31 protein-coding genes are annotated in these 25,986 nt (G+C 37.4%); 16 read left to right on the top strand and 15 right to left on the bottom strand.

The window, feature by feature from the left end:
• Nucleotides 1-24 precede the first annotated feature (24 nt).
• Nucleotides 25-870 (bottom strand): helix-turn-helix domain-containing protein, encoded by an 846-nt coding sequence (locus HNP38_RS02135; RefSeq protein WP_184183719.1) that lies wholly within the window; start codon nucleotides 868-870, stop codon nucleotides 25-27.
• Between the two features lie 68 nt (nucleotides 871-938).
• Between HNP38_RS02135 and HNP38_RS02130 the strand changes: the two genes are divergently transcribed.
• Nucleotides 939-1,412 (top strand): DUF962 domain-containing protein, encoded by a 474-nt coding sequence (locus HNP38_RS02130; RefSeq protein ID WP_184183716.1) that lies wholly within the window; start codon nucleotides 939-941, stop codon nucleotides 1,410-1,412.
• Here HNP38_RS02130 and HNP38_RS02125 read toward each other — a convergent pair.
• A complete protein-coding gene (locus tag HNP38_RS02125; RefSeq protein WP_184183712.1) occupies nucleotides 1,409-2,476 on the bottom strand; it encodes a DUF2891 domain-containing protein in 1,068 nt (355 codons plus the stop codon). The genes HNP38_RS02130 and HNP38_RS02125 overlap by 4 nt on opposite strands.
• 104 nt (nucleotides 2,477-2,580) lie before the next feature.
• Here HNP38_RS02125 and HNP38_RS02120 point away from each other — a divergent pair, with 104 nt between their 5' ends.
• Entirely contained in the window at nucleotides 2,581-3,468 is an 888-nt protein-coding gene (locus HNP38_RS02120) for a DUF4349 domain-containing protein (protein ID WP_184183709.1), read from the top strand.
• Nucleotides 3,469-3,536: 68 nt separating this feature from the next.
• Nucleotides 3,537-3,914: a GxxExxY protein gene (locus HNP38_RS02115; protein ID WP_184183706.1), complete on the top strand. Its 378-nt coding sequence runs from the start codon at nucleotides 3,537-3,539 to the stop codon at nucleotides 3,912-3,914.
• A 123-nt stretch (nucleotides 3,915-4,037) separates the two neighbouring features.
• Here HNP38_RS02115 and HNP38_RS02110 read toward each other — a convergent pair whose 3' ends face one another.
• The 3 genes from HNP38_RS02110 to dnaA form a co-directional block, all read right to left on the bottom strand.
• Nucleotides 4,038-4,736 (bottom strand): SAM-dependent methyltransferase, encoded by a 699-nt coding sequence (locus HNP38_RS02110; RefSeq protein ID WP_184183703.1) that lies wholly within the window; start codon nucleotides 4,734-4,736, stop codon nucleotides 4,038-4,040.
• 22 nt (nucleotides 4,737-4,758) lie between these two features.
• Complete coding sequence (locus HNP38_RS02105; RefSeq protein WP_184183700.1) at nucleotides 4,759-5,223, bottom strand: low molecular weight protein-tyrosine-phosphatase; 465 nt, start codon at nucleotides 5,221-5,223, stop codon at nucleotides 4,759-4,761.
• 82 nt (nucleotides 5,224-5,305) lie between these two features.
• The gene (gene dnaA / locus HNP38_RS02100) at nucleotides 5,306-6,760 is read right to left on the bottom strand and encodes a chromosomal replication initiator protein DnaA (protein WP_184183697.1); all 1,455 of its coding nucleotides are present in this window, start codon (nucleotides 6,758-6,760) and stop codon (nucleotides 5,306-5,308) included.
• 137 nt (nucleotides 6,761-6,897) lie between these two features.
• Here dnaA and HNP38_RS02095 point away from each other — a divergent pair, with 137 nt between their 5' ends.
• From HNP38_RS02095 to HNP38_RS02080, 4 genes are all read left to right on the top strand, one after another.
• Entirely contained in the window at nucleotides 6,898-7,311 is a 414-nt protein-coding gene (locus HNP38_RS02095; protein ID WP_184183694.1) for an acyl-CoA thioesterase, read from the top strand.
• 12 nt (nucleotides 7,312-7,323) lie between these two features.
• On the top strand, nucleotides 7,324-8,172 hold the full coding sequence (gene pheA / locus HNP38_RS02090; protein WP_184183690.1) for a prephenate dehydratase: 849 nt from the start codon (nucleotides 7,324-7,326) through the stop codon (nucleotides 8,170-8,172).
• A 250-nt stretch (nucleotides 8,173-8,422) separates the two neighbouring features.
• Nucleotides 8,423-9,139: a hypothetical protein gene (locus tag HNP38_RS02085; RefSeq protein ID WP_184183687.1), complete on the top strand. Its 717-nt coding sequence runs from the start codon at nucleotides 8,423-8,425 to the stop codon at nucleotides 9,137-9,139.
• A 244-nt stretch (nucleotides 9,140-9,383) separates the two neighbouring features.
• Nucleotides 9,384-9,827, top strand: a complete 444-nt coding sequence (locus tag HNP38_RS02080; RefSeq protein WP_184183684.1) for a hypothetical protein — start codon at nucleotides 9,384-9,386, stop codon at nucleotides 9,825-9,827.
• A gap of 49 nt (nucleotides 9,828-9,876) precedes the next feature.
• Here HNP38_RS02080 and HNP38_RS02075 read toward each other — a convergent pair whose 3' ends face one another.
• The gene (locus HNP38_RS02075) at nucleotides 9,877-11,154 is read right to left on the bottom strand and encodes a replication-associated recombination protein A (RefSeq protein ID WP_184183681.1); all 1,278 of its coding nucleotides are present in this window, start codon (nucleotides 11,152-11,154) and stop codon (nucleotides 9,877-9,879) included.
• Nucleotides 11,155-11,254: 100 nt separating this feature from the next.
• Here HNP38_RS02075 and yidD point away from each other — a divergent pair, with 100 nt between their 5' ends.
• On the top strand, nucleotides 11,255-11,521 hold the full coding sequence (gene yidD / locus HNP38_RS02070) for a membrane protein insertion efficiency factor YidD (RefSeq protein ID WP_228460907.1): 267 nt from the start codon (nucleotides 11,255-11,257) through the stop codon (nucleotides 11,519-11,521).
• Between the two features lie 408 nt (nucleotides 11,522-11,929).
• The gene (lgt, locus tag HNP38_RS02065; protein WP_228460989.1) at nucleotides 11,930-12,796 is read left to right on the top strand and encodes a prolipoprotein diacylglyceryl transferase; all 867 of its coding nucleotides are present in this window, start codon (nucleotides 11,930-11,932) and stop codon (nucleotides 12,794-12,796) included.
• A 69-nt stretch (nucleotides 12,797-12,865) separates the two neighbouring features.
• On the opposite strand, the gene HNP38_RS02060 is transcribed toward lgt, so the two are convergent.
• Complete coding sequence (locus tag HNP38_RS02060; RefSeq protein WP_184183672.1) at nucleotides 12,866-14,383, bottom strand: NAD(P)H-hydrate dehydratase; 1,518 nt, start codon at nucleotides 14,381-14,383, stop codon at nucleotides 12,866-12,868.
• Nucleotides 14,384-14,519: 136 nt separating this feature from the next.
• Between HNP38_RS02060 and mscL the strand changes: the two genes are divergently transcribed.
• Entirely contained in the window at nucleotides 14,520-14,897 is a 378-nt protein-coding gene (gene mscL / locus HNP38_RS02055; protein WP_184183669.1) for a large conductance mechanosensitive channel protein MscL, read from the top strand.
• Between the two features lie 80 nt (nucleotides 14,898-14,977).
• On the opposite strand, the gene HNP38_RS02050 is transcribed toward mscL, so the two are convergent.
• Both HNP38_RS02050 and HNP38_RS02045 read right to left on the bottom strand, forming a co-directional pair.
• Nucleotides 14,978-15,937 carry a D-2-hydroxyacid dehydrogenase gene (locus tag HNP38_RS02050; RefSeq protein ID WP_184183666.1) on the bottom strand — a complete coding sequence of 320 codons (960 nt, stop codon included), beginning with the start codon at nucleotides 15,935-15,937 and terminating at the stop codon, nucleotides 14,978-14,980.
• 48 nt (nucleotides 15,938-15,985) lie between these two features.
• Complete coding sequence (locus HNP38_RS02045) at nucleotides 15,986-16,387, bottom strand: phosphoheptose isomerase (RefSeq protein ID WP_184187512.1); 402 nt, start codon at nucleotides 16,385-16,387, stop codon at nucleotides 15,986-15,988.
• 535 nt (nucleotides 16,388-16,922) lie between these two features.
• Between HNP38_RS02045 and idi the strand changes: the two genes are divergently transcribed.
• Genes idi through gcvT form a run of 3 tightly spaced genes read left to right on the top strand, consistent with a single transcriptional unit; the run spans nucleotide 16,923 to nucleotide 19,003 of the window.
• Complete coding sequence (gene idi / locus HNP38_RS02040; RefSeq protein ID WP_184183664.1) at nucleotides 16,923-17,432, top strand: isopentenyl-diphosphate Delta-isomerase; 510 nt, start codon at nucleotides 16,923-16,925, stop codon at nucleotides 17,430-17,432.
• A gap of 5 nt (nucleotides 17,433-17,437) precedes the next feature.
• Nucleotides 17,438-17,917: a hypothetical protein gene (locus HNP38_RS02035; RefSeq protein WP_184183661.1), complete on the top strand. Its 480-nt coding sequence runs from the start codon at nucleotides 17,438-17,440 to the stop codon at nucleotides 17,915-17,917.
• Between the two features lie 9 nt (nucleotides 17,918-17,926).
• Nucleotides 17,927-19,003 (top strand): glycine cleavage system aminomethyltransferase GcvT, encoded by a 1,077-nt coding sequence (gene gcvT / locus HNP38_RS02030; RefSeq protein ID WP_184183659.1) that lies wholly within the window; start codon nucleotides 17,927-17,929, stop codon nucleotides 19,001-19,003.
• Between the two features lie 61 nt (nucleotides 19,004-19,064).
• On the opposite strand, the gene HNP38_RS02025 is transcribed toward gcvT, so the two are convergent.
• Both HNP38_RS02025 and HNP38_RS02020 read right to left on the bottom strand, forming a co-directional pair.
• Entirely contained in the window at nucleotides 19,065-19,409 is a 345-nt protein-coding gene (locus HNP38_RS02025; RefSeq protein WP_184183656.1) for a hypothetical protein, read from the bottom strand.
• Nucleotides 19,406-19,762, bottom strand: coding sequence for an arsenate reductase family protein (locus HNP38_RS02020; RefSeq protein WP_184183653.1), 357 nt, complete (start codon nucleotides 19,760-19,762; stop codon nucleotides 19,406-19,408). Before HNP38_RS02020 ends, HNP38_RS02025 begins: the two co-directional genes overlap by 4 nt.
• Before the next feature lie 116 nt (nucleotides 19,763-19,878).
• On the opposite strand from HNP38_RS02020, the gene HNP38_RS02015 reads away from it, so the two are divergent.
• From HNP38_RS02015 to HNP38_RS02005, 3 genes are read left to right on the top strand one after another with little or no spacing between them, the layout of a single operon-like run.
• Nucleotides 19,879-20,346: an acyl-CoA thioesterase gene (locus tag HNP38_RS02015; protein ID WP_184183650.1), complete on the top strand. Its 468-nt coding sequence runs from the start codon at nucleotides 19,879-19,881 to the stop codon at nucleotides 20,344-20,346.
• An 11-nt stretch (nucleotides 20,347-20,357) separates the two neighbouring features.
• Nucleotides 20,358-21,233 (top strand): sugar phosphate isomerase/epimerase family protein, encoded by an 876-nt coding sequence (locus HNP38_RS02010; RefSeq protein ID WP_184183646.1) that lies wholly within the window; start codon nucleotides 20,358-20,360, stop codon nucleotides 21,231-21,233.
• Between the two features lie 28 nt (nucleotides 21,234-21,261).
• A complete protein-coding gene (locus HNP38_RS02005; RefSeq protein ID WP_184183642.1) occupies nucleotides 21,262-22,104 on the top strand; it encodes a GLPGLI family protein in 843 nt (280 codons plus the stop codon).
• 115 nt (nucleotides 22,105-22,219) lie between these two features.
• Here the strand turns inward: HNP38_RS02005 and HNP38_RS02000 are convergent, their stop codons facing one another.
• The 4 genes from HNP38_RS02000 to rny all read right to left on the bottom strand — a co-directional run bounded on the left by HNP38_RS02000 (nucleotide 22,220) and on the right by rny (nucleotide 25,822).
• The gene (locus HNP38_RS02000; RefSeq protein ID WP_184183639.1) at nucleotides 22,220-22,411 is read right to left on the bottom strand and encodes a hypothetical protein; all 192 of its coding nucleotides are present in this window, start codon (nucleotides 22,409-22,411) and stop codon (nucleotides 22,220-22,222) included.
• 178 nt (nucleotides 22,412-22,589) lie between these two features.
• Nucleotides 22,590-22,784 (bottom strand): hypothetical protein, encoded by a 195-nt coding sequence (locus HNP38_RS01995; protein WP_184183636.1) that lies wholly within the window; start codon nucleotides 22,782-22,784, stop codon nucleotides 22,590-22,592.
• A gap of 143 nt (nucleotides 22,785-22,927) precedes the next feature.
• Nucleotides 22,928-24,169, bottom strand: a complete 1,242-nt coding sequence (locus tag HNP38_RS01990) for an MFS transporter (RefSeq protein WP_184183633.1) — start codon at nucleotides 24,167-24,169, stop codon at nucleotides 22,928-22,930.
• 84 nt (nucleotides 24,170-24,253) lie between these two features.
• Nucleotides 24,254-25,822, bottom strand: a complete 1,569-nt coding sequence (gene rny / locus HNP38_RS01985; protein WP_184187509.1) for a ribonuclease Y — start codon at nucleotides 25,820-25,822, stop codon at nucleotides 24,254-24,256.
• Nucleotides 25,823-25,986: the final 164 nt, after the last annotated feature.

Raw genomic sequence — 25,986 nt, 5'->3', positions numbered from 1 at the left:
AAAAAGATGTTCAAATGTAAGATTTTACTTTTTGAATTGATTCCGGTATTGGGTTGGGCTAAGTTCGAGATGTTTTTTAAAAAAATGGGAAAATGAGTATTGGTCACTAAAACCCAGCAATGAAGAAACTTCTGATACCGGTTTTTCTGATGAGTTCAGCAGTACTTTTGCTTCATTAAGCACAATCAAAGCAATGATCTGGCTCGCAGACTTCCCTGTAATGGACTTAACAACAGCTGAGAGATGTCTGGTTGTAATGGACTGACGTTCTGCATAAAATTCTACCGTTCTTTCCGTATGATAATAGGTGGAAAGGTCTCTTAAAAAATTAAAAACGATTTCTTCCTGTCTGGACATCCTGCTTAGTGAACTATTATCTTCTTTTGAAATAATTCCGGCCATCTGATAACAAAACACAGAGAACAAATGTTCTGTCATTTCTTTTTTGTACATCATTTCTGTTTCGGAATCCAGAATATATTTAAGGAAATTCACACTTTTCCAAACCACTTCCATCTCGTCTTCCTGAAAGGGCACACCTCTGTTCATCTGCTGCCTGAAATAACGGTAAGCGATCAGCCTGTTGAATTTTAGTGACAGTGCAGAGATAAATTCCCTTTTATAAGAAACCATCCTTGACTGGAAATCGTCACTTACGGAGATCATTTCATATACTGTCTGCGGGTCGGTCACCATGAACATATTGGCAGAAAGCTCAAGATCATTGAAATGCTGACGCAGTTTTATGTTCCCTGTTTTCACAAAAACAAAGGCAGGATTTTCCGGACGGAAAGGTTTATCAACAGAAATTCTATCGAAAATATTATGTTGTGTGAAGATCTCAACCCCAAATTTTTCTAAAACAGACATATTACAAATGTAACCAATATATCAGGCTGTCACAAAATTTTATTAATTTAGTGACTTACAATTAGAGCATGAGAAAGATCGATCTACTTTTAGCGGAATATGGTGAAAGCCACAGGAATGCAACCAATAAGCTCATTCATTGGATCTGTGTTCCTCTGATCTTCTGGACGATCGTAGGGTTTATCTCCTTTATTCCTTCACCGCATCTTTGTGCGTCTTATTTCGGATGCATCAGCCTTGTGAGCATTGTGGTAATTATTCTGGTCACCATATTTTATATGAGACTTTCATTTGTGATCGGCTTCATCATGATCTGCATCATTCTGCTGATGGAGCATTTTGCTTACACCGTAAACATACATTTCGGAAAAAGAGCATGGATCGTTTATCTTGGGGTTTTCGTGATCACATGGATCTTGCAGTTTGTAGGACATAAAATTGAAGGTAAAAAGCCTTCTTTCTTAAAAGATCTTCAATTCCTGCTGATAGGCCCGATCTGGCTTTTAAGCTTTATCTTAACAAAACTGGGTATTAAATATTAATCTTCCAAAGCATATACTGCAAAACTTGCCAGCCAGTGATCTCCTCCATAATTTCCCTGAAACAGCAATGGTAAACCATTGGCCAGGAATTTATCCGCCGTTTTCCTGAAATCTTTTTTCAGCGGATGGTTTTCAGGAAGCGATTGAGCAATTCCCTTCATGCACCATGCTTTTGAAAAAGACAGTCCCACCAGATGAACGGTCTGATAATCACTCAAATCGCTTACCACCGGGATCTTTTCAATATTCTCAAGACTTCGTTTTTCATAGAAATTATTTAGCCATTTTACATATTCTTTCTGTGGAAGAACCCTTCTCATCAGGTCTGCAATTTCTAAACTCGGAGAGAAGAAATCCGAGCCATCAGGTTCCAGGTAAGCGGGTGTTTTCTGGTCATTCAGGTAGAAATATTTAGCTTTTTCTATAAGCTGATTCTCAAAACCCCTGTCTTTATTTGCTCTTGCCCAATCGATCGCAAAAGCCATAGCAAAGGCTGTATTAGGGTGTACTCCGGTTCTGTTAGGATAGGTCTGTTTAGGCAGGTAGACCTTCCAGGACTGTAAGATCTGATCCGTTAGTGGTTTCAGGTTTTGGTGCCAGGCTTTTGCCCTCGGATCGTCCCAGGTTGCCAGTTCTTCATCCATTTTCAGCAGCCAGGCCCAACCATAAGTTCTCTCAAATGTAGTGGTCAATTGATATTTGGTAAAGTAATCCGCCTCTGATTGCAGGTTTTCTTTCTGAAATGAATTGCTTAGAATATTTTCAATGTCTTTTGCATGGGACAGGCCGGGTTTTGTCTTCAGCAGTCTTACGAGCATCCAGTGCCCGTGCACAGAGCTATGCCAGTCAAAACAGCCATAAAAGCTGGGATGCAGGTCTTTTGGAGATAATGCAACCTCTTTTCCGTTATTAATGATATGTGCTGTTTTATTCGGATACTCCTGATTGATACAATGCAGTGGTTTCTCAGATAATTTTACGGCCATCTCATCAGTAAGCTTCGGAATTTCCTGTGCACAGATCAGAAATGGAGAGAATATGAATGCTAAAAGACTGTTTTTCATTCATTAAAAATAGGAAATAATTTGAATTTTAATATCTGGCTTATTAATAATTATATGTTTTCAGTTTTAAGCATGCTTTTTGATATAATTATCAAAACCTTTTCATGAAAAATTTAATCTTACCTCTATTTTGCCTTATTCTTATTCATTGTAATAAATCCGAAAGTATAGCTGGTGAAGCTTCTGCTTTACAAATACAACCACCCAATGAAATGTCTGAAAAATTAATATCTGAAGACAAAGTGGTTGCCACGACAAATATAGAAATGCCTCCTCCGCCTCCATCCTCTCCTAATGAGCAAACCTCTTCGAAAAAAACTGATACGATTTCCAAGAAGATCATTAAGAACGGTAACATGACTATCCAGGTTGGAGACTTGAAAAAAGCCCATATTCAGATTAATGAAACGATAAAAAAATACAATGCTTATACTCAGAACGAAAATTTCCAGAATACGGATACCGATGAAAACCTGGGCCTTATCATCCGTGTTCCTCATAAAAATTTCGATGCTCTGATCAATTCTTTTTCTGACGGTATAGGCTCCGTACAATCTAAAAGCATCTCTTCCGATGATGTAACAGAAGAATATACGGATGTTTCTATAAAGCTGTCCAATAAGAAGATATATCTTGAAAAATACCGTGATCTGCTTAAAAAGGCAGGTTCAACAAAAGATATGCTTGACATTCAGGAAAAGATACGAGGTTTGGAAGATGAGATTGATGTTGCAGAAGGTAAATTGCGCTTCATTGATGACCGAGTGAATTACAGTACCTTAAATTTAAGCTTATACAAGGAAAAAGCAAGAAGTTCTGCCACTTCAAAGATAGGTTTTGGAAACCGTTTTGCAGATTCTCTTACCGAAGGCTGGAATAGTTTCGTAAGCTTTCTTCTTGGGTTGGTTTCTCTCTGGCCATTCTTACTGATCATACCGATTATCATTTTCTTTTGGAAAAAATGGAGATTACGAAGAAAAAATAAGTCTTAAAAAACCTAATTACCTACAAAAGTACCATTTAGCAATCTGTTAAATCAGTAAATTGCAATAAAAACCAAATGAATGAAAATGAAATTTCTTACCTCGCAAGAAAATGTATCTTTAATGTATATAATGAGCTGGGCCCCGGCTTATTGGAATCCGTATACCAGAAAATTTTGTTATATGAATTGGAGGAAAACGGTCTTGATGTACAATCGGAATTATGGCTTCCCGTTACTTATGACAATAAAAAATTTGATACCAACTTTAGGATTGATCTGCTTGTTGAAGACAAAGTAATCCTGGAACTCAAATCTGTAAGAAGCCTGGAAGATATTCATTACAAACAGCTGAAAACTTATTTAAAACTATCTGATAAAAAGCTGGGATTACTGGTGAATTTTAATACTACTAACATTCTGGACGGAGTGAAGAGAGTAGTTAATAATTTGTAGGTTTGGCAAAATGTTTAGAAAACGCCCGCAGATTTGGCAGATCTTTTTTCTGATGTATTTATTTAACCATTAATATTTTAAGCGTGATCATCTGCATAATCTGCCAAATCTGCGGGAGAAAAATTATTTCCCCAAAACAAATACCGCTGGAATCTTATGGAGTGCGGGGTTTGCTTTTTTCCAATTGTTAATGGTTTTGGTCTGAATAAATTCATGTTCTGGATCGTTGATATCAGCCGCAATACACAGCTTCGTATTGGGAGATAAGAATTTACACAGATCTTCAAAAAGCTGATTATTCCTGTAAGGAGTTTCCATAAAAATCTGGGAATAACCTGTCTTCTGCACCAGATCTTCCAAATGCAGGATCTGCTTTTTCTTTTCACCCTTATCGATCGGCAAATATCCATGAAAAGAGAATTCCTGACCATTAAATCCACTAGAAATTAATGCCAGGATAATAGAAGAAGGTCCCGAAACAGGAATAACCCTGATATTTTTCTCATGACACCATTTCACAATAATATTCCCCGGATCGGCAATACAGGGAAGGCCGGCTTCCGAAAGCAATCCAAAGTCCTGCCCTTTCAGCATCAGTTCCTGAGCTTCTCTGATGTCTGTATTCTCGGTGTATTTGTCTAATAGAAACAATTTCAGATCTGCCTGTTTCTTTTCAGGAGCAAAAAACTTAATAACTTTTCTGGCTGTTTTTTCATTTTCCACAAAAAAGTGGTCCGTCTGCATGATGTAGTCTTTCAAAACAGGGGAAAAATGGCTAACAGGGGTATTTTCAGATAAATAGGCTGGAAGTAAGAATAACATTGCGGAAGTTATGAGTTATAAGTTATGAATTATGAGCTATTGATCTCAGCTGAATGGCAATCTGATCACAAGCTTTATCTAAAAGCTGAAATACATTCTCAAAATCTTTCGTATCTCCCCAATATGGATCAGGGACTTCAGCATTCTCGTGATTTCCTGCCGATGCAAGAAATAAGGAAATTTTCCGGCGCTGTTCCTCATTTCTGGCCTTTGAAATTACATCTTCATAGACATCGATATCCATACAGTAGATCTTGTCAAAATGATCAAAATCAGCATTGATAACCGGTCTCGAAACCTGCTTTGAGATATCTATACCATGATTGGCAGCCGTTTTAATGGCTCTTTTATCAGGATGTTCCCCTTCATGCAGGAAAATGGTTCCGGCTGAATCTACAAAAAAATGTCCCGGAAGTTTCGTTTTCATTATTCCTTCTGCCAAAGGGCTTCTGCAAATGTTCCCCAGGCAGACCATCAGTAATTTCATAGTATCAAATGTATTTAAACAAAACTAAATAAAAAATGAAGAATAAATTATTCTCCATTTTTATTTTTTTATGTTGTGTATATTAATGCTTGATTCTTTCCGTTAGTTCCTTTACATATTTTTTCACCTCTTTATCAATTTTTGAGATGTCTTTTATAGTCTCGCAGGCATACATTACGGTTGAATGATCTTTTCCACCCATTTCTTCCCCGATCTTGGTAAAGGTGGCATTGGTAAATTCTTTGGCAAAATACATAGCCAGCTGTCTCGGAAGTGCAATTTCTCTTTTTCTGGTTTTAGATAAGAGCTGTTCTCTTTTAATCCCGAAATACTCACACACAATTTCCTGAATATAGGGAATATTGATGATTTTTTTCTGATTGGCCGCGATCTTATTGATGGTCTCTTTCAATAATTCAAGGCTTAAATCCGATTTATAGATAGTGGAATAAGCAATAACGGAATTGATCACCCCAATAAGTTCTCTTACATTGGTTTTTGCTTCTGATGCAAGGAAATCAAGCATATCATCCGTAAGGACAATTCCGTCACGGCTTAATTTGTCAATGATGATTTTCCTGCGGGTATCATAGTCAGGAGATTTGATCTCTGCAGAAAGCCCCCATTTGAAACGGGAAACAATCCTATCCTGAATATCCATAATATCTGCCGGAGCCTTATCTGAGGTCAGGATAATCTGCTTACCATTCTGATGCAGATAATCAAAAATATGGAAGAAACTGTCCTGTGTTGCCGATTTTCCTGAAAGGAACTGGATATCATCGATAATCAGTACATCCACCATCTGATAGAAATTGGCAAATTCGGTCTGTTTATGAGCTTTTGCAGCGGAAATAAACTGCTGTATAAATTTTTCAGATGATAAATACAGTACTACCTTATCCGGAAACTGATTTTTTACTTCCAGACCTACCGCTTGTCCTAAATGCGTTTTTCCAACTCCGTATCCTCCATATAGGAATAATGGGTTGAAAGCAGTTGCGCCAGGTCTTTTTGCAATAGATTTCGCTACCGTGGCAGCAAATTTATTGCTTTCCCCTTCCACATAATTATCAAAAGAGAAATCAGACTTTAGATTGGAGTCTATATTTACTTTTTTGATTCCCGGTACTACAAAAGGATTGACGATATTGGATGAGAATCCCTGAGGCATGGTCTCCTGAACCTTGGGGGTAGGGATACTTTTCCCTTTCATATTCAGCGTAACGGGTTTTTCTACACCATTAGGCTTATTTTCCATCACAGAATACCAAAGTTTCACTCCTTTACCTATATTTTTCTTCAGGGCAGCAGAAAGTAATGATAAATAGTTGTCCTCAATATATTCCTTATAAAAATCACTAGGAACCATTAGCGTAAGATTATTGTCAACCAATGAAACTGGCTGAACTTTATCGAACAACAAATCGAAAGATTTTTCGAGTTTTTTCAAATCAGAATTATCTTCAGCAGCATTTAGGTTATCCCGCATGAACTGAAGGCACTTCTGCCATATCATCACTAAATTTTCATCCATTTTATGCCCCGATTGATTCTTAGAGTTAGTACTTTTTTTAGAAGGAAGACAAAGGTCTAATTTTTTATTTTCAAAAAAAAATTTTGCAGGTATTGATTATTTAAAAATATATTTGTATGTATAATTATTCACTTAAAATGATACATACAATCCACTCAATACGAGTACGTTACGGAGAAACAGACCCTATGAAATACGTATACTACGGCAACTATGCAGAATATTTTGAGATTGGCAGAGTTGAACTTTTCCGAAGCATAGGAATGTCATATGATGAAATTGAAAACCAAGGGATTTGGCTTCCTGTTTCAGAGTATAAAATTAAGTATTTAAAACCAGCTTTGTATGATCAGGTATTAGAAATTCATACTTATGTTAAAAAAATTCCGGGAGTAAGGATTGAGTTCGAATATGAGATTTTCAATGAGCAGAAAATGAAGATCACCGAAGCTTCCACTACCCTGTTTTTTTTAGAAGCCAAAACCAATAAAATCATTAAATGTCCGGACGCTCTGATGAAACTTATCGAAGTAAACTGGAAAACTGAATAAATACATAAATATATGAAGATTGCATTCCTGGGCCCACAAGCCAGTTTTACCCAATTGGCTGCCACACAACTCTTCCCTAATGAGGAACTTATACCACAAGCTAATATATTAGATTGTTTTACGGCAGTGGAAAACGGAGAAGTGGAAAAAGCGGTTGTCCCGCTTGAAAATTCAATTGAAGGAACTGTTTCTATGACACTTGATTATTTATATAAGACCCCTTCTATAAAGATTGAAGCCGAAGCTGTCATGCCTATAGCCCATCATTTAATGATCCATCCTGACAATTTTTCTGAAAACATTGAAAAAATATATTCACACCCGCAGGCATTGGCCCAGAGTTTTCATTTTCTGGATAGTCATTATAAATCCATTCAAAAGCAGGATTTTTCTTCTACGGCTGCCGCTGCCAAATATATTTCGGAAAATCTGGACAGAACGCTGGCTGCAGTAGCCAATCAGTTTGCCGCCCATTTGTATGGGTTAAAGATCATCAATCATAATATTCAGGACTTTGAGCAGAATCATACGAGGTTTATAGTCATTTCCAAGATACAAAACCCTTATAACAATAATAAACTGGAGGTATTAGGTGAGAAATCTGGACTGCTTATCACACTTCCTGAGGATCATGCCGGAGGGCTGCATCAGGTTTTATCGGTCTTTGCATGGAGAAAGATGAATCTGAGCAAAATAGAGTCAAGAACTCTAAAGACCGGTCTTGGGAATTACTTTTTCTTCATTAATGTGGTTGGGAAATGGGACAGTGTCCTTCATGAAAATGCTATTGAAGAGCTAAAATCAATTAATGCTGGAATTGATTTTCTGGGAAGTTATAAGGAATTCTTATTGCAAAGTTAAATTTTGTCATTCTCCAAAATAGCAATGCTGTCAGAGACCTGACAGCATTGCTATTTTATAAAATTAATCAAAAAACGATTTTAAATTTCACAAATAAGCAACAATATTAAACCAACACAACCAATATAAACACATATTTAAAATTAAATTAAAATATTTTAATTCATACATTATTTATGTTGTAAAATTATTACTCATAAGGCATAATTTTTGCTGTATTTAAATAGAAAACTAATTAAACAATCCACTCATGAAAACTAAGATTTATAATTTAATTTTAGTATTATTCTCTGCCTTTATTTTTTCTCAGGTAGGGATCAATACTCCTACTCCAACAGCCACTTTGGATATAAATGGCACATTGAAAGTAAGGGAAACCCCAATAGTTACAGCACTGCCCGGTTATCAGATTATGGCGGTTAACTTGGGAAGCTTCCAGGTAGCCAAGGTAGACCCACAAATAATTATAGATGCTGCAGCTAATGCCGCCAACACCAATACTACCGTTTACTCTGCCCAGAAAACAGGAGGCATCAGCCTGTTGAGTGTTACATTATTCTCAACATGGAAACAAATTAATTTTCTTACAACTGACAGAACTACTGGTTCTGCGTCTTTATTTTCAAATACAGACTATTCCTATACTGTACCCTCCACCGGTGTGTATGCAATAGGCTTTTATTTCCGGTATGGCTCCGGTCTTCAGGCTTCTTTACTGACGGGCGGCCCCGGAATCGGAATCATTAAGAATACCAGTGGAACCTTCACTCCGCTGGATATAAGGGAATTCAGCGGTCTTAACCTGGGGCTTGGGGCACTTACCATTTCTGAAGCCAGCATCAATTCTCTTTATAATTTACAGGCTGGTGACAAGCTTTATTTCGGACTTACCAATACCGGCGTTTTAGGAGGCACAGTATTGAGTTCAAGTAATGCTTCTTTTTACATTTATAAGGTCTCTAATTAAAAAAATTTAATTACTCTACACAAACAAAACCATCGCATGGAATATGCGATGGTTTGTTTTTTATGCACAGTGTATTACAAGCCGGAAAACATTTCAGAACAGGTTTATCGTAAATAAGGATTAAGAATTCTAATAAAAATATTTATTTCTGGATATTTTTCAAATTATTACGAAATTTTGTTCACATTTTGTAAAAAATAACTATATTTATCACGTTTTTAATAGTTACTTATTCTTATAGATTATGAAAAAATTACTCTACTCTTTTTTAATATTTGCTTCTGCAAGTTTATTTGCACAGAAGAACCCTGCTACCAAGTTTGCAGTCGCCGATAATGTAGTTGGGACTGTGGATATGTTTAAAGGCAAAAAGGATATTATACAAAGTATGAGCTTGTATAAGGCGGCCAACTTACCCCAAAACCTTAAAAAGTTCAGTTATCTGGCTGAAAACGGAATTACAGAATTTAAAATCAAAAAAGGGGAAGTTCTGGACAGAATATCTCTGGCCCAGCTAAATGAACAGCAAAGTCTGGCTAAAAATACTCCGGTTTTCATAGACGGTTATGAATTTACCGATACTGAAACCAAAGTATATGGAGATATGCTGAATCATATAGAAGTTAAAGACTATAACGGTAAAAAATCCCTGTTTATTTCTACACAGGTTAAATCTATACAAAAATAATTGTTCAGATAGAATAAAAAGGACACTCTCATTTGAGTGTCTTTTTTATTTAATACTTATCATTCCACTTTTTTTTCAGTTCTTCATAGATCTTCTTTTCGGTGGCATTATTTCCGGGATCATACAATTTTACATCTCTGATCTCTTCAGGCAAAAAATCCATATCTACAAAACTGCCTTCATAAGAATGGGCATATTTATAATCTTTCCCATAATCCATATCCTTCATAAGTTTTGTAGGGGCATTTCTGAGATGAAGCGGCACGGGAAGGTTCCCTGTTTTTTTCACCAATACCAAAGCTTCATTAATCGCCATATAAGTGGAATTGCTTTTGGGAGAAACCGCCAGATATACTGCTGTTTCACTTAAAATAATCCTTGCTTCCGGATTCCCGATCACATTTACCGCCTGAAAACAGTTATTGGCTATAACAAGGGCATTCGGATTAGCCAGCCCGATATCTTCAGCCGCCAGAATAAGCATCCTTCTGGCAATGAATTTAATATCCTCTCCTCCTGCGATCATCCTGGCCAGCCAATACACCGCTCCGTTAGGATCACTGCCCCTCATAGATTTGATGAAGGCAGAAATGATATCATAATGCTGCTCTCCATTTTTATCATACAGTGCCATGGTTTCCTGCAGAACGGAAAGTACATCTTCATTTGAGATCTCCATTTTCCCGGAATTCTTATACTGGTTCAGGACAAGCTCCACAGAATTGATCAGCTTTCGTGCATCTCCGCCTGAATATTGGATAAAAGCTTCTTTTTCCTCTATTTTAAAATCAGTTTTCTCATCCTTATTATATCTTCCGGAAGCAATTTCGATAAGCTCTTCCAGCTTTTCATAACTAAGTGCTTTCAGAACATAGACCTGGCTTCTGGAAAGTAAAGCCGAAACCACTTCAAAGCTCGGATTTTCAGTTGTAGCACCTATGAGTACGATCCAGCCTTTCTCTACAGCATGAAGAAGCGAATCCTGCTGGGATTTATTAAAACGGTGGATCTCATCAATAAACAGAATAGGTGATTTTCCTGAAAACAGGTTTTGCTTTTTAGCTTCATCAATAACATCCCGGACATCTTTCACGCCGGAAGAAACTGCCGAGAGCTTAAAAAATTTCCTGCCGGATTTCTCAGAAATGATCTCCGCCAATGTGGTCTTCCCTGTTCCCGGCGGCCCCCAAAATATCAATGAATTCAGGGCATCGTTCTCGATCATTTTTCTGATCGTACCTTTTTCCCCGGTAAGATGTTCCTGCCCAAGAACTTCATCTAGGATTTTAGGTCTTAATTTTTCTGCTAATGGAGTATTTTGGCTCAAGATATTTTATTTTTTTATGATAACATTCAGATGTTATGCCTCTGAATGTTCTAACAAATTTAAACTAATTTTCATTTTTTTACCCTATTTTTGCATTGTTTTGAAACTTACATTCAATAAAATCATTACTTTTCCTTTGGTAATTTTAATCAGAATTTACCAATGGTTTATTTCGCCTTTACTCCCTAAAAACTGCCGTTATGAACCTACCTGTTCCCATTATATGGTAAAAGCACTGCAGGTTCATGGTATATTCAAGGGGTTCTGGCTGGGATTAAAAAGAATTTCAAGATGCCATCCTTGGGGAGGAAGCGGGTATGATCCTGTTCCACCCAAAAACACTATTCATAAACAAACTATTAAATAAATAGAAATGAGTAATATTTTTTTCAGAGTTTACTTCCTGTTACTTGCATTCATTGCCCAATGTCTTTTTGCACAGAGCTATCCGGATGGTTTATCTGACGGTACTTTAAAAGTAAATTCTGCCGGGATCCCCGTAAAGATCTATTCTACAACGGAACTCGGTGACCTGAATGATTTTGTGGACAGAAAAACTCCTGAAAACGTACTGGTCATCTTGAATAAATCAAATTTTGAACCTTCCGATTATAATTTCAGCACCCTTACTCTGAGCAAGTACAAAAATGCAAAATACCAGTTTTTTGATAAAAACTTCAAATTAATTGATACAGGAGCTACTCCCGATAATATTACAACTTTTAAGTATGCTGTAAAATCAGAAAAACCGATCTCGGCTGCTGATAGTGTTCAGCTGGAAACTCCGTTCAAGATCTGGGATCCTTCTACCGGAATCCATTTAGGGCCTATTACGTTGCATTTCTATAGCTTAATGTTCATTTTTGCGTTTGGGTTCGGTTATGTCCTGATGACCCGGATCTTTAAAATTGACAACATTAACCAGAAATACCTTGAACCTCTTTTCACCTGGACCTTGGTCGGGACCATTTTAGGAGCAAGACTGGGTCATGTTATTTTCTATCAGCCTGAATTGTTTAAGGAGGATTTTTGGAGCGTCTTTTTACCGATAAGCACCAAAAACGGTTTAAAATTTACGGGCTTTTCAGGTTTAGCCAGCCACGGGGCTACCATTGCATTAATACTGACTACTCTATATTATTCATTTAAGATCATCAAGAAAAACCCTTTCTGGGTCTATGACCGATTAGGAATTGTAGTTGCTTTGGGGGGTGCCTTTGTAAGAATGGGGAATTTTTTCAATTCGGAGATCATCGGAAAACCGGTTGATCCTTCTTCGCCTTTTGCCCTGCTTTTCCCACAGCAAAGCAGTGAATACGGCGTTACGGTTCCCCGCTACCCTACTCAATTATTTGAGGCATTCGGGTATGTTTGCTTATTTATCCTATTATGGATCCTATACAGGACCACCAACAAGAAATACCAGCAGGGGTGGCTGTTCGGGCTATTCTTTATCATTCTTTGGGCGATCAGATTCTTTGTTGAATTCCTGAAAGAGCCGCAGGGTGATGAATTTATCGAATTTGGAGGCCTTAATACGGGACAGATCCTTTCTATTCCGTTTATGATCGCGGGTGTTGTGATCATGATAATTTCTAAAAAATTCAGAATTACACAGGCGGAAAACGAAAAACCGGAATAATTTATCTGAAATCTCTATCATATACTGAGCGAAGTCGAAACGTTTTAAAACAGAAAATAAAACTTAAAGTCACAATTTATTTGTGGCTTTTTTGTTGATCTCTTCAAAAATATTTCCAAATTCATTGATAACATCTGTGGGCAACATCGCCTCTTTGGAGTAATTTGCAGCAGCAAAATCCGCAGCTCTTCCATGAAACCAGACTCCAAAAACTGCTGTTTCTTCTTCTGTATATCCCTGCGCCAGAAGTGAAGCCAAGACTCCGGTAAGGATATCCCCACTCCCTCCTTTTGCCAGACCTGCATTCCCGGTAATGTTATAATACACCTTTCCTTCGGGGGTAATGATCTGAGTATGATGGTCTTTTAAAACAATATAAATCTTATATTCTACGGCTTTTCTACGGGCTAATTCTACTCTTTCAAAAGAATCCGCAGTACTTCCAAACAGTCTTTCAAATTCTTTAGGATGAGGAGTTATAATCGACTTTTCCGGAACTAGTTTTATATTTTTGTTGTCCCGGGAAATAATATTTAAGGCATCAGCATCCAGAACCATAGGTTTTGAATATTGTTTTAAAAACCGAAGAAAAGCCTCTGCTGTATCAGTATGAGTGCCCAAACCGGACCCAATACCACATACCGAATTCTCCTCTATATCAAACTTCTCTATATATTCGGTTCCTCCTTCTTTAAACATCGCTTCAGGACATGAGGTCTGAAGGATCTCATATCCGCATTTCGGAGCCAGAGTGAAAGTTAAGCCCGCACCCGTTCTTAAAGCAGATTTTGTAGCAAGTACTTCTGCTCCTATTTTTCCATAGCTTCCTCCAACTATTGTCACCCTGCCATATGTTCCTTTATGGGAAAACTCCTGCTTGGGCTTAAAGATATTCTCAACAAGTGTATCATCAATAACAAAATCAGAGGTTTTTGTATCGGAAATATATTCTTTACTCAGATCGATATCCAGAATGATGACTTTTCCGGTATGCTTTCCTGTTTCCGGATGCAGAAAGCTTTTTTTCCAGAACTGGAAACTTAAGGTATAATCAGCTTTAAAAACCGTTGAATCAGTCCCGGTGATTACATCTGCAAACAATCCTGACGGGATATCTATAGAGATTTTGGTATTTTCTTTTTCATTCAGCTTATCAATCAGCATTTTATATTCTCCTTCCAGGTTCCTTGACAATCCTGTTCCGAAAAGGGCATCAATAATAATGGTCTTATGATCGAAATGATATTGGTCTATTTCCTGAAAAGTTTTCACATCTATTCCGGAAAAATCTTTCAGCCTTTTAAAATTCACGGAAGCATCATCAGAAAACTTCTGATTCAAAGCATTTACAAATACATCAACATTAAATCCTTTCAGGTAAAGTATACGGCCAATGGCCAGTCCGTCTCCTCCGTTATTTCCACTCCCACAGAAAACAATTACTTTTCTATGATTCTTACAGTTCTCTGATATCCAATCGGAACAGGCCTGAGCTGCTTTCTCCATCAGCTGAATGGACGATACAGGCTCATTATGAATAGTATACCGGTCACATTCCCGGATCTGTTCTGCTGTAAATATTTTCATATCAGGTAATTTTATTAAATTTAACCATAATAATATCAATACAAACAGAATTTAAGCTTAAAAATTAAAGGAAATATTGATGTTTAGATTTTTAAAACCTATTTTTGTCTTGAAAAAACATTAAAAAATATAAATTATGGGATTTGTAAAAGAATTTAAAGAGTTTGCTGTTAAAGGGAATGTAATTGACCTGGCAATCGGTGTTATCATTGGTGGTGCTTTTGGAAAAATTGTTTCTTCATTCGTGGAGGACGTGATCACGCCTTTGCTTCTTACCCCGGCCATGAAGGCTGCCGGTGCGGACAATATTAAGGAGCTGGCATGGAACGGAGTTACTTACGGTAATTTTCTATCTGCAATAATCAACTTCTTCTGTATCGCTTTAGTACTTTTTCTTATGATCAAAGGAATCAATAAGATCAATAAAAAAGATGAACCTGCCGCTGCAGGGCCTACGGAAGACCAGAAATTACTTACTGAGATAAGAGACCTGCTAAAAAGCAAAAATGCATAAATAAAAAAACACCTCAGTTTTGCACTGCCCCCAAAAAGTTAGACACTTTATTGGGGGTATTTTTATTTTATATATCCAGGTTAATGAATCTGCAAAATACTTGAGATCTGTTCTGCCAAAGAAAGCCCTATCCTGTCCTGAGCCTCTAAAGTGGAAGCCCCTGTATGAGGCGTTAAAGAGATCTTAGGATGATTTAGGATGGCCTTAGAAGGTGTAGGTTCATTAATGAAAACATCCAATCCGGCAAATTTCACTTTCCCTGAATCCAGAGCTTCTATTAATGCCTCTTCATCTATTACTCCTCCTCTTGAACAGTTAATAACAGCAACACCGTCCTTCATGATTTCAAATTCATTCTTTCCGATCATATAGCCTTCTTTTTGCGCCGGTACATGAAGGGTAATAAAATCCGAGTGTTTCAGGACATCCTGCAAAGGCTCAGTCTCAATATCCACATTAATGAACTGGTTGTTATAGAATTTTACTTTAATGCTTGCTTTTCCTACATTATTATCAGCCGCAATCACCCTCATTCCAAGACCTAAAGCGATCCTGGCCACTTCCTGCCCTATCCTTCCCATTCCAACGATCCCGATCGTTTTTCCTCTGAGCTCAATTCCGGCAGTGTATGCTTTTTTAAGACCTGCAAATTCTGTATCGCCTACCAGAGGCATTTTTCGGTTTGAATCCTGTAAGAATCTCGCCCCGGAAAATAAGTGGGCAAAAACAAGTTCGGCAACGGATTCTGAGGATGCGGAAGGTGTATTGATCACATGGATGCCTTTTTCCCTTGCATAGTCTACATCAATATTATCCATTCCTACTCCTCCTCTTCCAATAATTTCAAGTGACGGACAGTTATCAATAATATCTTTTCTTACCTGTGTTGCACTTCGCACCAACAGACTGCGAACCTTGTGCTCATTAATATAATCTACCAAAAATTCCTGAGGAACTTTTGTAGTAATCACCTCAAACCCTTTCTCCGTTAATGCATCAATCCCCGATTGATCCAGACCGTCATTTGCTAAAACTTTCATATATAATTTGTAAGCGTTTAAAATTGAAAGATCGAAAAAATTATTTCTTTAATCTTTAAAGACTTCAATGGTAACCTGCTTTTCTACCATATCAGTAAATTTCCCCTTATATCTTGTTGCTTTCACCAAATGGTTATCTATCCAGTGATAGTTTCCTCCTCTCGGTTTTCCGCATAATACACTATGGTATTTAAAGCCGTATTTATCCAGCCATTCTATTGTAATCTGCTTTAAATCTTCTGTTCTGGAAGTAAAAAAGCAAATCTGATGGCCTTCATCATACCATTTGTTAATAGTTTCCAAGGCATCAAGATACGGAACACAGGTTTTCATTCTTTCCGGCTCTTCATTGGGAACATCATCCGTAATGGTTCCGTCAATATCAATTAAGTAATTTTTTACCCCATCTTTAAGAATCGGGCTTATATGTTCTATGTATTCTAATTCCATCATTAATTTTTGAATGGCAAAGTTACGGTTTTTATACCAAAAAGAACCGTTAAACTTACTTCTGTTGAAATTTTACTTTAAAAATACATTTTTGATTAATAAAATTAATTTTATTCTATACTTATTATATTTTTGATTAAAATTTTTCTTTTTCATTGCTTCTTGTTATCGATTGTAAGATGGTTTTTCTCTAGTAGATTGAGCAGATCATGCAGATGATTGTGAATATTTCTTTGAAATCTGACAAATTGAAATTAACATTATGCTTTTTGCAATTTTGCCTTTTCACTCATCTCAAAATATAATGCTTTATTAAAAATTTCCGGGATAGTTTTCTCCCGCTGATTGAGCAGATCATGCAGATGATTGTGGATATTTATTCCACAGATGCTGATGAAGGCTTTTTGAAATCTGATAAATTGAAATTAATATTAAACATTTTACGACTCTACGATTTTGCCTTTTTACCAATCCCCCGATATGATGTTTCATCAAAAATTTCCAAAATACATTTATTACACTTACATTTGTAGGAATGGAAGAATATGTAGTTTTAGTAAACCCTGAAGATGAAGTTTTAGGTTTGATGGAAAAGCAGCAGGCTCACGTGAATGGTCTGTTGCACCGGGCTTTTTCCATTTTTTTATTTAACGGGAAAGGCGAAATGCTTTTACAGAAAAGAGCCGCCACGAAATACCATTCTCCCGGCCAATGGACGAATGCGGTATGCTCACACCCCAGAAACGGGGAAACATACCTGGAAGGAGCACAAAGACGTTTGAAAGAAGAATTGGGAATAGAAACCGGCCTTTCTGAAAAATTCAGTTTTATTTATAAGGCTGATGTAGGTGATGGCCTTTGGGAACATGAACTTGATCATGTATTTACCGGAATGTATGAAGAAGGTTTCAATCTGAATAAAGATGAAGTGGACGCCGTAAGATATATTTCTATGAAAGATCTGGATAAAGAAATGTCTGAAAATCCGGAACATTTTACGGAGTGGTTCAAAATAATCCTTGAAGAATACAAACACCATTTTTAACAATTATGATGAAAAAAACAGCCCTGTTATTTATTTTTCTGTCAGGTTATTTTTCTTTTGCCCAAAAAACAACCACTAAAGTACATGACAGCCCTAATTACTCCATTACATTACCTGATGTATGGAAAGTAATGGACAATGAGAATATTGTCAACATATTCCCCGACAGTCAGGTAGGCGCTATTACAATCTCAGAGTATCACGACCTGGAACTTCCCAAAACGGAAACTAAAAAATTTATCCTTGCTTTGTATAAATCTTCCGACGAAGAGAACAAAATAAAGAGCAAAAGCAGTAAAAAAGGATATACCGAATATAATTATGAATATTTTGATGAGAAGGAAAAGCTTTTCTGGATCACTAAAGTTTTCCAGAAAGAAAAAGACCTGTATCTGATCACCATCAATTGCGGGCAAAAATACTGGAACGGAAATTATATGAAACTTTTCAATGAAACCTTTGACAGTTTTAAAATAAAGAAATAAAAAATAAACATGAAGAAAACAGCCTTGTACGACAAACACGTTTCTTTGGGAGCGAAAATAGTACCTTTTGCAGGTTATGAAATGCCTGTACAATATTCCGGGGTTACGGAAGAACATTTTGCAGTAAGGGAAAAAGCGGGATTATTCGATGTTTCCCATATGGGACAATTTTTTATTGAAGGTTCCGGCTCAAAAGATCTTTTGCAACTGGTAACCACCAATAATGTAGATGCTCTGGAGAACGGTAAAGCTCAATACTCCTGCCTTCCCAACGAAAACGGAGGAATTGTGGATGATCTTATCGTTTATAAAATGGAAGATGACAAATATTTTGTGGTTGTAAATGCTTCCAATATTGATAAAGACTGGAATCATATTTCAAAATACAATACTTTCGGGGCAAAAATGACGAATGCTTCTGATGAGATGTCTCTTTTGGCGATCCAGGGACCTGAGGCTACCGGAATACTTCAGAAGCTGACACAGGTAAATCTTTCTGAAATTCCTTATTATCATTTCACCGTGGGAAATGTTGCCGGAGTAAATGACGTGATCATCTCCAACACAGGATATACCGGAAGTGGCGGCTTTGAGATCTATTTCAGAAATGAAGATGCGCAAAAACTTTGGGATGAAGTATTAAAAGCCGGCAAAACAGAAGGGATCATTCCATGCGGACTGGCTGCCAGAGATACTTTAAGGCTTGAAAAAGGTTTCTGCCTGTACGGAAATGATATTGATGATACTACTTCTCCTATTGAAGCAGGGCTGGGCTGGATCACCAAATTCGATAAAGATTTTGTCTCCAAAGATACATTTGCCAGACAAAAAGAAGAAGGCATCACAAGGAAACTAGTAGGTTTTGAGCTTCAGGACAAAGGAGTTCCCAGACATGACTATCCGGTAGTAGATGCAGAAGGAAACGTAATTGGAAAGGTAACTTCGGGTACACAGTCCCCTATGAAAAAAATCGGTTTAGGATTGGCTTATGTGGATAAACCACACTTCAAACTAGGTTCCGAGATCTTCATCCAGGTAAGAAATAAGAATATTCCTGCAAAGGTGGTGAAAGCTCCTTTTGTATAAAGAGCTATTAGAAATCATAAAAAAGCGGCCAAAATTGGCCGCTTTTTCATTTGATCTATTTTTATTGATCAGGAGTATGCTGGAAACAATAATCGTTTCCGATTTTCGTATAACGCTTGCATCTTGTTCCTTCCTTGGTGATAGCAGGACATCTGTTGCCCCGGTTGGTTCCATTTACTTTTTTGGGCTTGAAAATTATTCCTAAAGCATTAACGGTCGGGGGATTACAAACTTTACATGGTTGCAGTCCTATTTCCACTGCCTTGCTTACATCCAAAGCCGAGGAAACATTTTTCACCATACCACATGATGACAAATGATACTTTGTACCGGATGGAGTTTTATAAACCGTCTGTCCATTCAGCCCCAGCGAAATAAAAAACAATATGAAAACAATAAGTTTCATTCAGTTACTCCAAAAAACTCTTTTAATTTTTCAACATTTTTCTTGTCATTTCCTACAAAGATCTCTTGATCTGTAATGAAGACCGGACGTTTTAAAAAGGTATAATGATCGAGCAACAGCTTTTTGAAGTCTTTTTCTTCCAAAGATTTCACATCGATTCCTCTTGCTTTGATCTGGGTAGATTTTTTGCTGAAAAGCGCTTCGTAAGACTTTGTCCTTTTATGCATTTCCGCCAGCTCTTCTTTTGTAACGGGTTCGGTTTTTATTTCACGGTGCTCCCAATCCGTAAGGTCAAACTGTGACAATATTTTTCTGCAGGTATCGCAGGTATTAAGGTAAAATACTTTTTTCATGTACTACTCCTGTTTATTTTTGAATACTATTAATTCTTTAAGTTTTAAGCCCCAAAAGTAGGATTTAATCTAATATTTTGAAAATTATTAAATATCTTTATTCAAATTTTACACGAATGGAGAACAAACCTATCACTTTTCAGTTTATTTCAGAACCTTCGGATGTTAATTACGGCGGAAATGTTCATGGAGGCAGTGTGATGAAATGGATAGACCAGGCCGGCTATGCCTGCGCCACTACCTGGAGCGGAAATTATTCTGTAACGGTCTATGTCGGCGGGATCCGTTTTTATGAACCTATCAAGATCGGAGAAGTGGTACAGGTGGAAGCCCAGGTGATCTATACCGGAAGTTCAAGCATGCATATTGCCATCAATGTATCTTCAAGAAACCTAAAGCAACCCCGTTTTGATAAAAAAACACATTGCATCATTGTTTTTGTGGCGGTGGATGAGAACGGAAAAAAACTTCCTGTCCCGAAATGGATCCCGGAAACTGAAGAGGAAAAACAGCTTGAAATGTATGCAAAACGCCTGATGGAGCTGAGAACACAGATCGAGGATGAAATGAAACCATTTTTATAGTTTATGATAAAATGCTAAGGAAAGAATTCATTAAAATCTCATCATTAGGTTTCTTGGGACTATGTTCCTGTGAAATCTTCGGTGTGAAGTTCAATGGAGGGAAAAAGCCTTTAGCCATACAGCTCTACACGATCCGTGATGCCCTATCCGCTAACTTGGAAATAGCTCTGGAAAAGCTTGAAGACCTGGGTTTTAAAGAGCTGGAGATCTATGGATATAATGGTACTTTCTTTGGGAAAAATAAAACTGAATTTCTATCCATTTTAAAAAATACGGGTCTAAAGGTTATCAGCTCCCATCATACCACCGGGATTACTGATAACGGCAAAGGAACGTTATCCAATAACTGGGAAAGATCTGTAGAAGATCTGGGCTTTATCGGAGCTGATTACATGGTTTGTTCTTATCTCTCCCCGGAAGAAAGGTCTCCAGAACATTATAAAAAACTTTCTGAGTTACTGGAAAAGTCAGGGGAAATTACAGGAAAAGCAGGAATTCAGTTTGCCTATCATAATCATGATTTTGAATTTGAAAAGTTTAATGAACAAGGAAACGTCTATGATTTCCTTTTAAAAAACACATCCCCGGATCTGGTGAAAATGGAACTGGATCTGTACTGGATATCAAAAGCAGGATCAGATCCTTTGGATTATTTTGAAAAACATCCGGGCAGATTTCCTTTGTGGCATGTAAAGGATATGGAGAAAGGAACAAAGGGCTTCACGGAAATAGGAAACGGGATTATTGATTTTAAAAAGATTTTTGAAGCCCGGGAAAAAGCAGGCTTAATGCATTGGTTTGTTGAGCAGGATTCCGGTGATAAGGATATCTTTGAGAGCATCAGAATAAGCCGGGATTATATTCTTACCCATGATTTCTTTTTTTAATGAATTTTATATAACATTAAAACATATTATGAAAAATATTCTCATTGTGCTTTTTTTACTGTTGATGACTTTGGCAAGCTCACAAACCCATAGATTTATTTATGAACTGCAACTAAAAATGGATTCCACTGAAAGCGATTATCAGAAATTCAGTATGATCCTGGATATCGATCCAAAAGAGGTAAAATTTTACGGACGTAATCTTTTAATTGCTGATTCATTGAATAAAAGATCGGGAAATACAGATAACAGGCATGTTGATATGACCGGGCAGATCGTTAAGAGAAAAATCAACAGTTTTGATCATGAAAATTTTATCAATATAAAATTTGGGTATTATACATTCAACACCCATGACGAAATGAAATGGAAGATATCTGATGAAACAAAAAACGTTCAGGGCTATATACTGCAGAAGGCAACCACTACATTTGGGGGAAGAAACTGGACGGCATGGTTCAGCAAAGACATTCCTTTTAATGAAGGACCGTTCAAGTTCAGGGGGTTGCCTGGTTTGATCTTTGAAATATATGATACTAAAAATAATTTTATTTACAACCTGAGCAAAAGCCAGAAATTATCCGGCTCCTATCCTACTCATGATTTTCTTGAATCAAACTTTGGAACCAAAGCCATTCCCGTAATAGAAAAACAGAAGAAAAAACTGTTCTTGGAGTTTTACAATGACCCTTTTGCCGTGGAAAGAAATAATTTCAATAAAGCAAATACCAATATCAAAATCAATATTGGCGGAAAAGAGATACACACTATTGATGAGCTGAACACCCAGACCAGGAATATGCAGGGTATCATACGAAAATACAATAATCCTGTTGAATTAGATAAAGCTATCCATTACGAGAAGAATTAACCTTCCTATTATACTGGCTGATTACTATCTTTCATTCATAACAAAAACCTTCCGGATATCCGAAAGGCTTTCGTATTTAAATGTGGAAATGTTTATTTCAAGCTGAAATAATTTCTCAGATCTCAGAATTGCAGGTATATACCTGCGGGCAGCCAATATACTGCACACAATACCAAGGTCCGGTCACAGAACCTGAACAGCTGCATCCGCAAAGGGATAAATCGTGTTTTCCGCTTATTCCTCCTGTGATGCTTTTAAGATCCTGCTTTTTTAATTTTTTAGCGTTTTTTAGAATGTTGTTTGACATGTGACTTGATTTTGGTGATTAAACATATAATTTAGTTCATTTCAAAGTTAATAAATTATATAGTATTTGAGGCATAGTTTATGCAAAAAAAACATTAAATTTATTTTATCCCTGTCATAACAATAAAAAATCTCCTGAAAGACCAGAAGATTTTTACTATTTAATAAAGAAGTTCTATTTATGATTCAGTCGTTCCGCAGGTATAAACCTGTAAGCAGGCCATATGATCCGAGCATTCTTTAGGCCCCGTTACTACTCCCCTGCAGTCACATCCGCATAATGACAGATCAAATGTTTCCATATTTCCGCCCGTGATTGCTTTAAGGTCACTTTTTCTCAGCTTTCTAGCATTTTTTAAAGTTTCTTTTAACATATTAATTTGATTTTAAGATTGTAGATGGTTTAGGTAATTTCAATGTTTAAATTTCCTGCTTATTCTTATCCAGGAAAAATAAAATCTACCAACAACATCATTTCTCTAATTAATAACCCATCACCTTAAAATCTTTGAAACCCTTACTCTACAAATTCCAGATCCTTATTGTGGGTCTCGGAAATGGTAAGTGCCGAATAAAATGCCAGCCCAAAAACAATAATCCCGACAAGGGCAGCACTTATGATCACTGAGAAATTGTTTTTAAAAAGGTCAAATGCAAGGATCATTACCGGAACCAGCCCTCTTACCATATTAGGAACCGTAGTAGTAGCCGTATTCCTTATGTTCGTTCCGAACTGTTCTGCAGCCAGCGTCACGAACATGGCCCAATACCCTGTTCCCAATCCCAGCCATACACAGAAAACATAGTATTTCGTTTCGGTATTCGTATTTCCGAAAAGCATAATGGCAACTCCTACCAAAGTAAAGGCTAGCATATAGAAAATAGCCATCTTCCGGGACTTTAAAGCATGTGAAATAAATCCGCTCATCAGATCGCCTATGGAAATACCTACATAAGCCCACATAATTGCTTTTCCGGGATTGAGATCATGAATACCCATTTCAGGCGCAAACTGATTGGCGAGAACCGCCAGAATGCCTATACAATACCATGTTGGCAATCCGACAGCAATACATTTCAAATACCGCACAAAACGATCTTTATTGGTAAAGAAAGAAAGGAAATTCCCTTTAGAGACCGTTTTATGTTCGATCTTTTTATAAATTCCCGATTCAGAAACACTGATTCTCAGGAATAAAAGAAGGATTCCCAGCCCTCCTCCTATGATATAAGATATATTCCATCCGCCTGACAACTCTACCGTCAGCTGGGCAACAACTGCCCCCATCAGCCCAAAGCCTGCCACTACGGAAGTGCCGATCGCTCTCAGGTTTTTGGGCAGGCTTTCGGAAACCAGAGTGATCCCCGCTCCCAACTCTCCTGCCAGCCCGATCCCGGCAATAAATCTTAACAAAGCATACTGATAAACAAGATTCTCTTTGGGGAAATACGGCAAAAATCCGCAGGCAATATTCGCTAATGAATAGACCAATATAGACCCGAACAAAACGGAAAGCCTTCCTTTTTTATCTCCAAAAACGCCCCAAAGGATTCCCCCGATTAAAAGCCCTACCATCTGGCAGTTCAGAATAAAGGTCCCGTCAACATCCGGATTCAGGCCCAGGTCTTTTAAACTGGGTATTCTGACGATCCCGAATAAAAGCAGGTCATATATATCAACAAAATATCCTAACGCGGAAATAATAACGGGAATGGAAAAAATATGTTTCAGCTTGGAAGACAGGGAAAGTTCTTGCATGGGTCTCTTTAAATTTTGATAAAAATAAAAAAACCTTTCAATTTCCTGAAAGGTTTTTATAAAATATCCCGATTGGGAGTACTATTATCTTGCAATATTTACGGCTCTTGTTTCTCTGATCACCGTAACTTTTACCTGACCAGGATACGTAAGCTCATTCTGTATCTTTTCAGAAATGTCATAAGACAGCTGGGAAGCCACTTCATCGTTTACTTTTCCGCTCTCTACCATTACTCTCAGTTCTCTACCTGCCTGGATGGCATATGCGCTGGATACTCCGTCAAAGCTTAATGCGGCAGATTCCAGATCTTTCAGTCTTTGGATATAGGATTCCAATACCTGGCGTCTTGCTCCCGGCCTTGCTCCTGAGATAGCATCCGCTACCTGAATGATCGGGGATAGTAATGATTTCATTTCGATCTCATCATGGTGGGCTCCGATAGCATTCACAACCTCCGGATTTTCACCATACTTTTCTGCCCACTGCATTCCCAGTAAAGCGTGCGGAAGCTCGGATTCCTGCTCGGGAACTTTCCCGATATCGTGTAAAAGGCCTGCTCTTTTGGCTAATTTTACATTCAGTCCTAATTCTGCAGCCATCGTAGCAGCAATATTGGCTACTTCCCTGGAGTGCTGCAACAGGTTTTGCCCGTAAGAGGAACGGTATTTCATTCTTCCTACTATTTTGATCAATTCAGGATGCAATCCGTGGATTCCAAGATCAATAATTGTTCTTTTCCCCACTTCAATGATCTCTTCTTCAATCTGTTTTCTTGTTTTTTCTACCACTTCTTCGATCCTTGCCGGGTGAATCCTTCCATCCGTAACCAATCTGTGAAGTGACAATCTTGCGATTTCCCTTCTCACCGGGTCAAAGCATGAAAGAAGAATGGCTTCCGGGGTATCATCTACAATGATCTCAACTCCTGTAACGGCTTCCAAGGCACGGATATTTCTACCTTCTCTACCGATGATCCTTCCTTTTACTTCGTCAGATTCGATATTGAATACTGATACCGAATTTTCAATAGCCTGTTCGGTTCCTATCCTTTGAATAGTCTGAATTACGATCTTTCTTGCCTCACTTTTAGCATTCAGCTGAGCTTCTTCCATGATTCCCTGAACGTGGGCCTGAGCTCTGGTCTTAGCTTCCGCTTTCATGGATTCTACCAATTCTGCTTTTGCTTCTTCTGCTGAATAATTAGATATTTTTTCAAGGATTTCAACTTTTTTCGTGGTAACGGAGTCTAATTCCTGTTGTTTTTTATCTAAAATTTCATTTTTCTTAGCGTAATCTGCAATCTGCTTGTCCAGATCTTTCTCAAGTTTTCCGGTCTTGCTGAGTTCTTCGTTAAGCTTGTGCTCTTTATCCTTTATCCTTTTTTCAACCTCCTGCATTTTCTTCTCACGTGACTGGATGTCTGCATCGTGCTGAGATTTCAGCTCCAGGAATTTTTCTTTAGCCTGAAGATTTTTCTCCTTTTTTATGGATTCGGCCTGTACATTTGCTTTTTCTATAAGGTTTTCGGCATTTTTCTTAGCATCATCTACAATAAATTTAGCTTTTGAGTTCAGTGAACTTTTAGAGAATACCATTCCTAAAACAGCACCGATTACTAAGCAAATTACGCCGACAATAATTGCGGTTGTCATCATATATATATCGAGTTTTAATATTCATTTCTTCCGGAAATCTGAAGATGCATGATGGAAGTTTTTTAATATAAACCTCCGATCTTCATTCTCATTTTCCAGCTTATTCTTTTTATTTGAGACTTCCAGACTTCTGACTTCCAGTTCTTCTCATACCTCAAATA

Origin of the sequence: Chryseobacterium defluvii (assembly GCF_014204415.1) — a bacterium.
GTDB lineage: Bacteria > Bacteroidota > Bacteroidia > Flavobacteriales > Weeksellaceae > Chryseobacterium > Chryseobacterium defluvii_A.
The sequence above is the reverse complement of the archived record's forward strand: the minus strand, read 5'-3'. Positions and strand labels throughout refer to the sequence as shown.

Coding starts and splice junctions, on each gene's coding strand:
- HNP38_RS02135 (WP_184183719.1), bottom strand. CDS start 870: ATGTCTGTTTTAGAAAAATTTGGGGTTGAGATCTTCACACAACATAAT.
- HNP38_RS02130 (WP_184183716.1), top strand. CDS start 939: ATGAGAAAGATCGATCTACTTTTAGCGGAATATGGTGAAAGCCACAGG.
- HNP38_RS02125 (WP_184183712.1), bottom strand. CDS start 2,476: ATGAAAAACAGTCTTTTAGCATTCATATTCTCTCCATTTCTGATCTGT.
- HNP38_RS02120 (WP_184183709.1), top strand. CDS start 2,581: ATGAAAAATTTAATCTTACCTCTATTTTGCCTTATTCTTATTCATTGT.
- HNP38_RS02115 (WP_184183706.1), top strand. CDS start 3,537: ATGAATGAAAATGAAATTTCTTACCTCGCAAGAAAATGTATCTTTAAT.
- HNP38_RS02110 (WP_184183703.1), bottom strand. CDS start 4,736: ATGTTATTCTTACTTCCAGCCTATTTATCTGAAAATACCCCTGTTAGC.
- HNP38_RS02105 (WP_184183700.1), bottom strand. CDS start 5,223: ATGAAATTACTGATGGTCTGCCTGGGGAACATTTGCAGAAGCCCTTTG.
- dnaA (WP_184183697.1), bottom strand. CDS start 6,760: ATGGATGAAAATTTAGTGATGATATGGCAGAAGTGCCTTCAGTTCATG.
- HNP38_RS02095 (WP_184183694.1), top strand. CDS start 6,898: ATGATACATACAATCCACTCAATACGAGTACGTTACGGAGAAACAGAC.
- pheA (WP_184183690.1), top strand. CDS start 7,324: ATGAAGATTGCATTCCTGGGCCCACAAGCCAGTTTTACCCAATTGGCT.
- HNP38_RS02085 (WP_184183687.1), top strand. CDS start 8,423: ATGAAAACTAAGATTTATAATTTAATTTTAGTATTATTCTCTGCCTTT.
- HNP38_RS02080 (WP_184183684.1), top strand. CDS start 9,384: ATGAAAAAATTACTCTACTCTTTTTTAATATTTGCTTCTGCAAGTTTA.
- HNP38_RS02060 (WP_184183672.1), bottom strand. CDS start 14,383: ATGAAAATATTTACAGCAGAACAGATCCGGGAATGTGACCGGTATACT.
- mscL (WP_184183669.1), top strand. CDS start 14,520: ATGGGATTTGTAAAAGAATTTAAAGAGTTTGCTGTTAAAGGGAATGTA.
- HNP38_RS02050 (WP_184183666.1), bottom strand. CDS start 15,937: ATGAAAGTTTTAGCAAATGACGGTCTGGATCAATCGGGGATTGATGCA.
- HNP38_RS02045 (WP_184187512.1), bottom strand. CDS start 16,387: ATGGAATTAGAATACATAGAACATATAAGCCCGATTCTTAAAGATGGG.
- idi (WP_184183664.1), top strand. CDS start 16,923: ATGGAAGAATATGTAGTTTTAGTAAACCCTGAAGATGAAGTTTTAGGT.
- HNP38_RS02035 (WP_184183661.1), top strand. CDS start 17,438: ATGATGAAAAAAACAGCCCTGTTATTTATTTTTCTGTCAGGTTATTTT.
- gcvT (WP_184183659.1), top strand. CDS start 17,927: ATGAAGAAAACAGCCTTGTACGACAAACACGTTTCTTTGGGAGCGAAA.
- HNP38_RS02025 (WP_184183656.1), bottom strand. CDS start 19,409: ATGAAACTTATTGTTTTCATATTGTTTTTTATTTCGCTGGGGCTGAAT.
- HNP38_RS02020 (WP_184183653.1), bottom strand. CDS start 19,762: ATGAAAAAAGTATTTTACCTTAATACCTGCGATACCTGCAGAAAAATA.
- HNP38_RS02015 (WP_184183650.1), top strand. CDS start 19,879: ATGGAGAACAAACCTATCACTTTTCAGTTTATTTCAGAACCTTCGGAT.
- HNP38_RS02010 (WP_184183646.1), top strand. CDS start 20,358: ATGCTAAGGAAAGAATTCATTAAAATCTCATCATTAGGTTTCTTGGGA.
- HNP38_RS02005 (WP_184183642.1), top strand. CDS start 21,262: ATGAAAAATATTCTCATTGTGCTTTTTTTACTGTTGATGACTTTGGCA.
- HNP38_RS02000 (WP_184183639.1), bottom strand. CDS start 22,411: ATGTCAAACAACATTCTAAAAAACGCTAAAAAATTAAAAAAGCAGGAT.
- HNP38_RS01995 (WP_184183636.1), bottom strand. CDS start 22,784: ATGTTAAAAGAAACTTTAAAAAATGCTAGAAAGCTGAGAAAAAGTGAC.
- HNP38_RS01990 (WP_184183633.1), bottom strand. CDS start 24,169: ATGCAAGAACTTTCCCTGTCTTCCAAGCTGAAACATATTTTTTCCATT.
- rny (WP_184187509.1), bottom strand. CDS start 25,822: ATGACAACCGCAATTATTGTCGGCGTAATTTGCTTAGTAATCGGTGCT.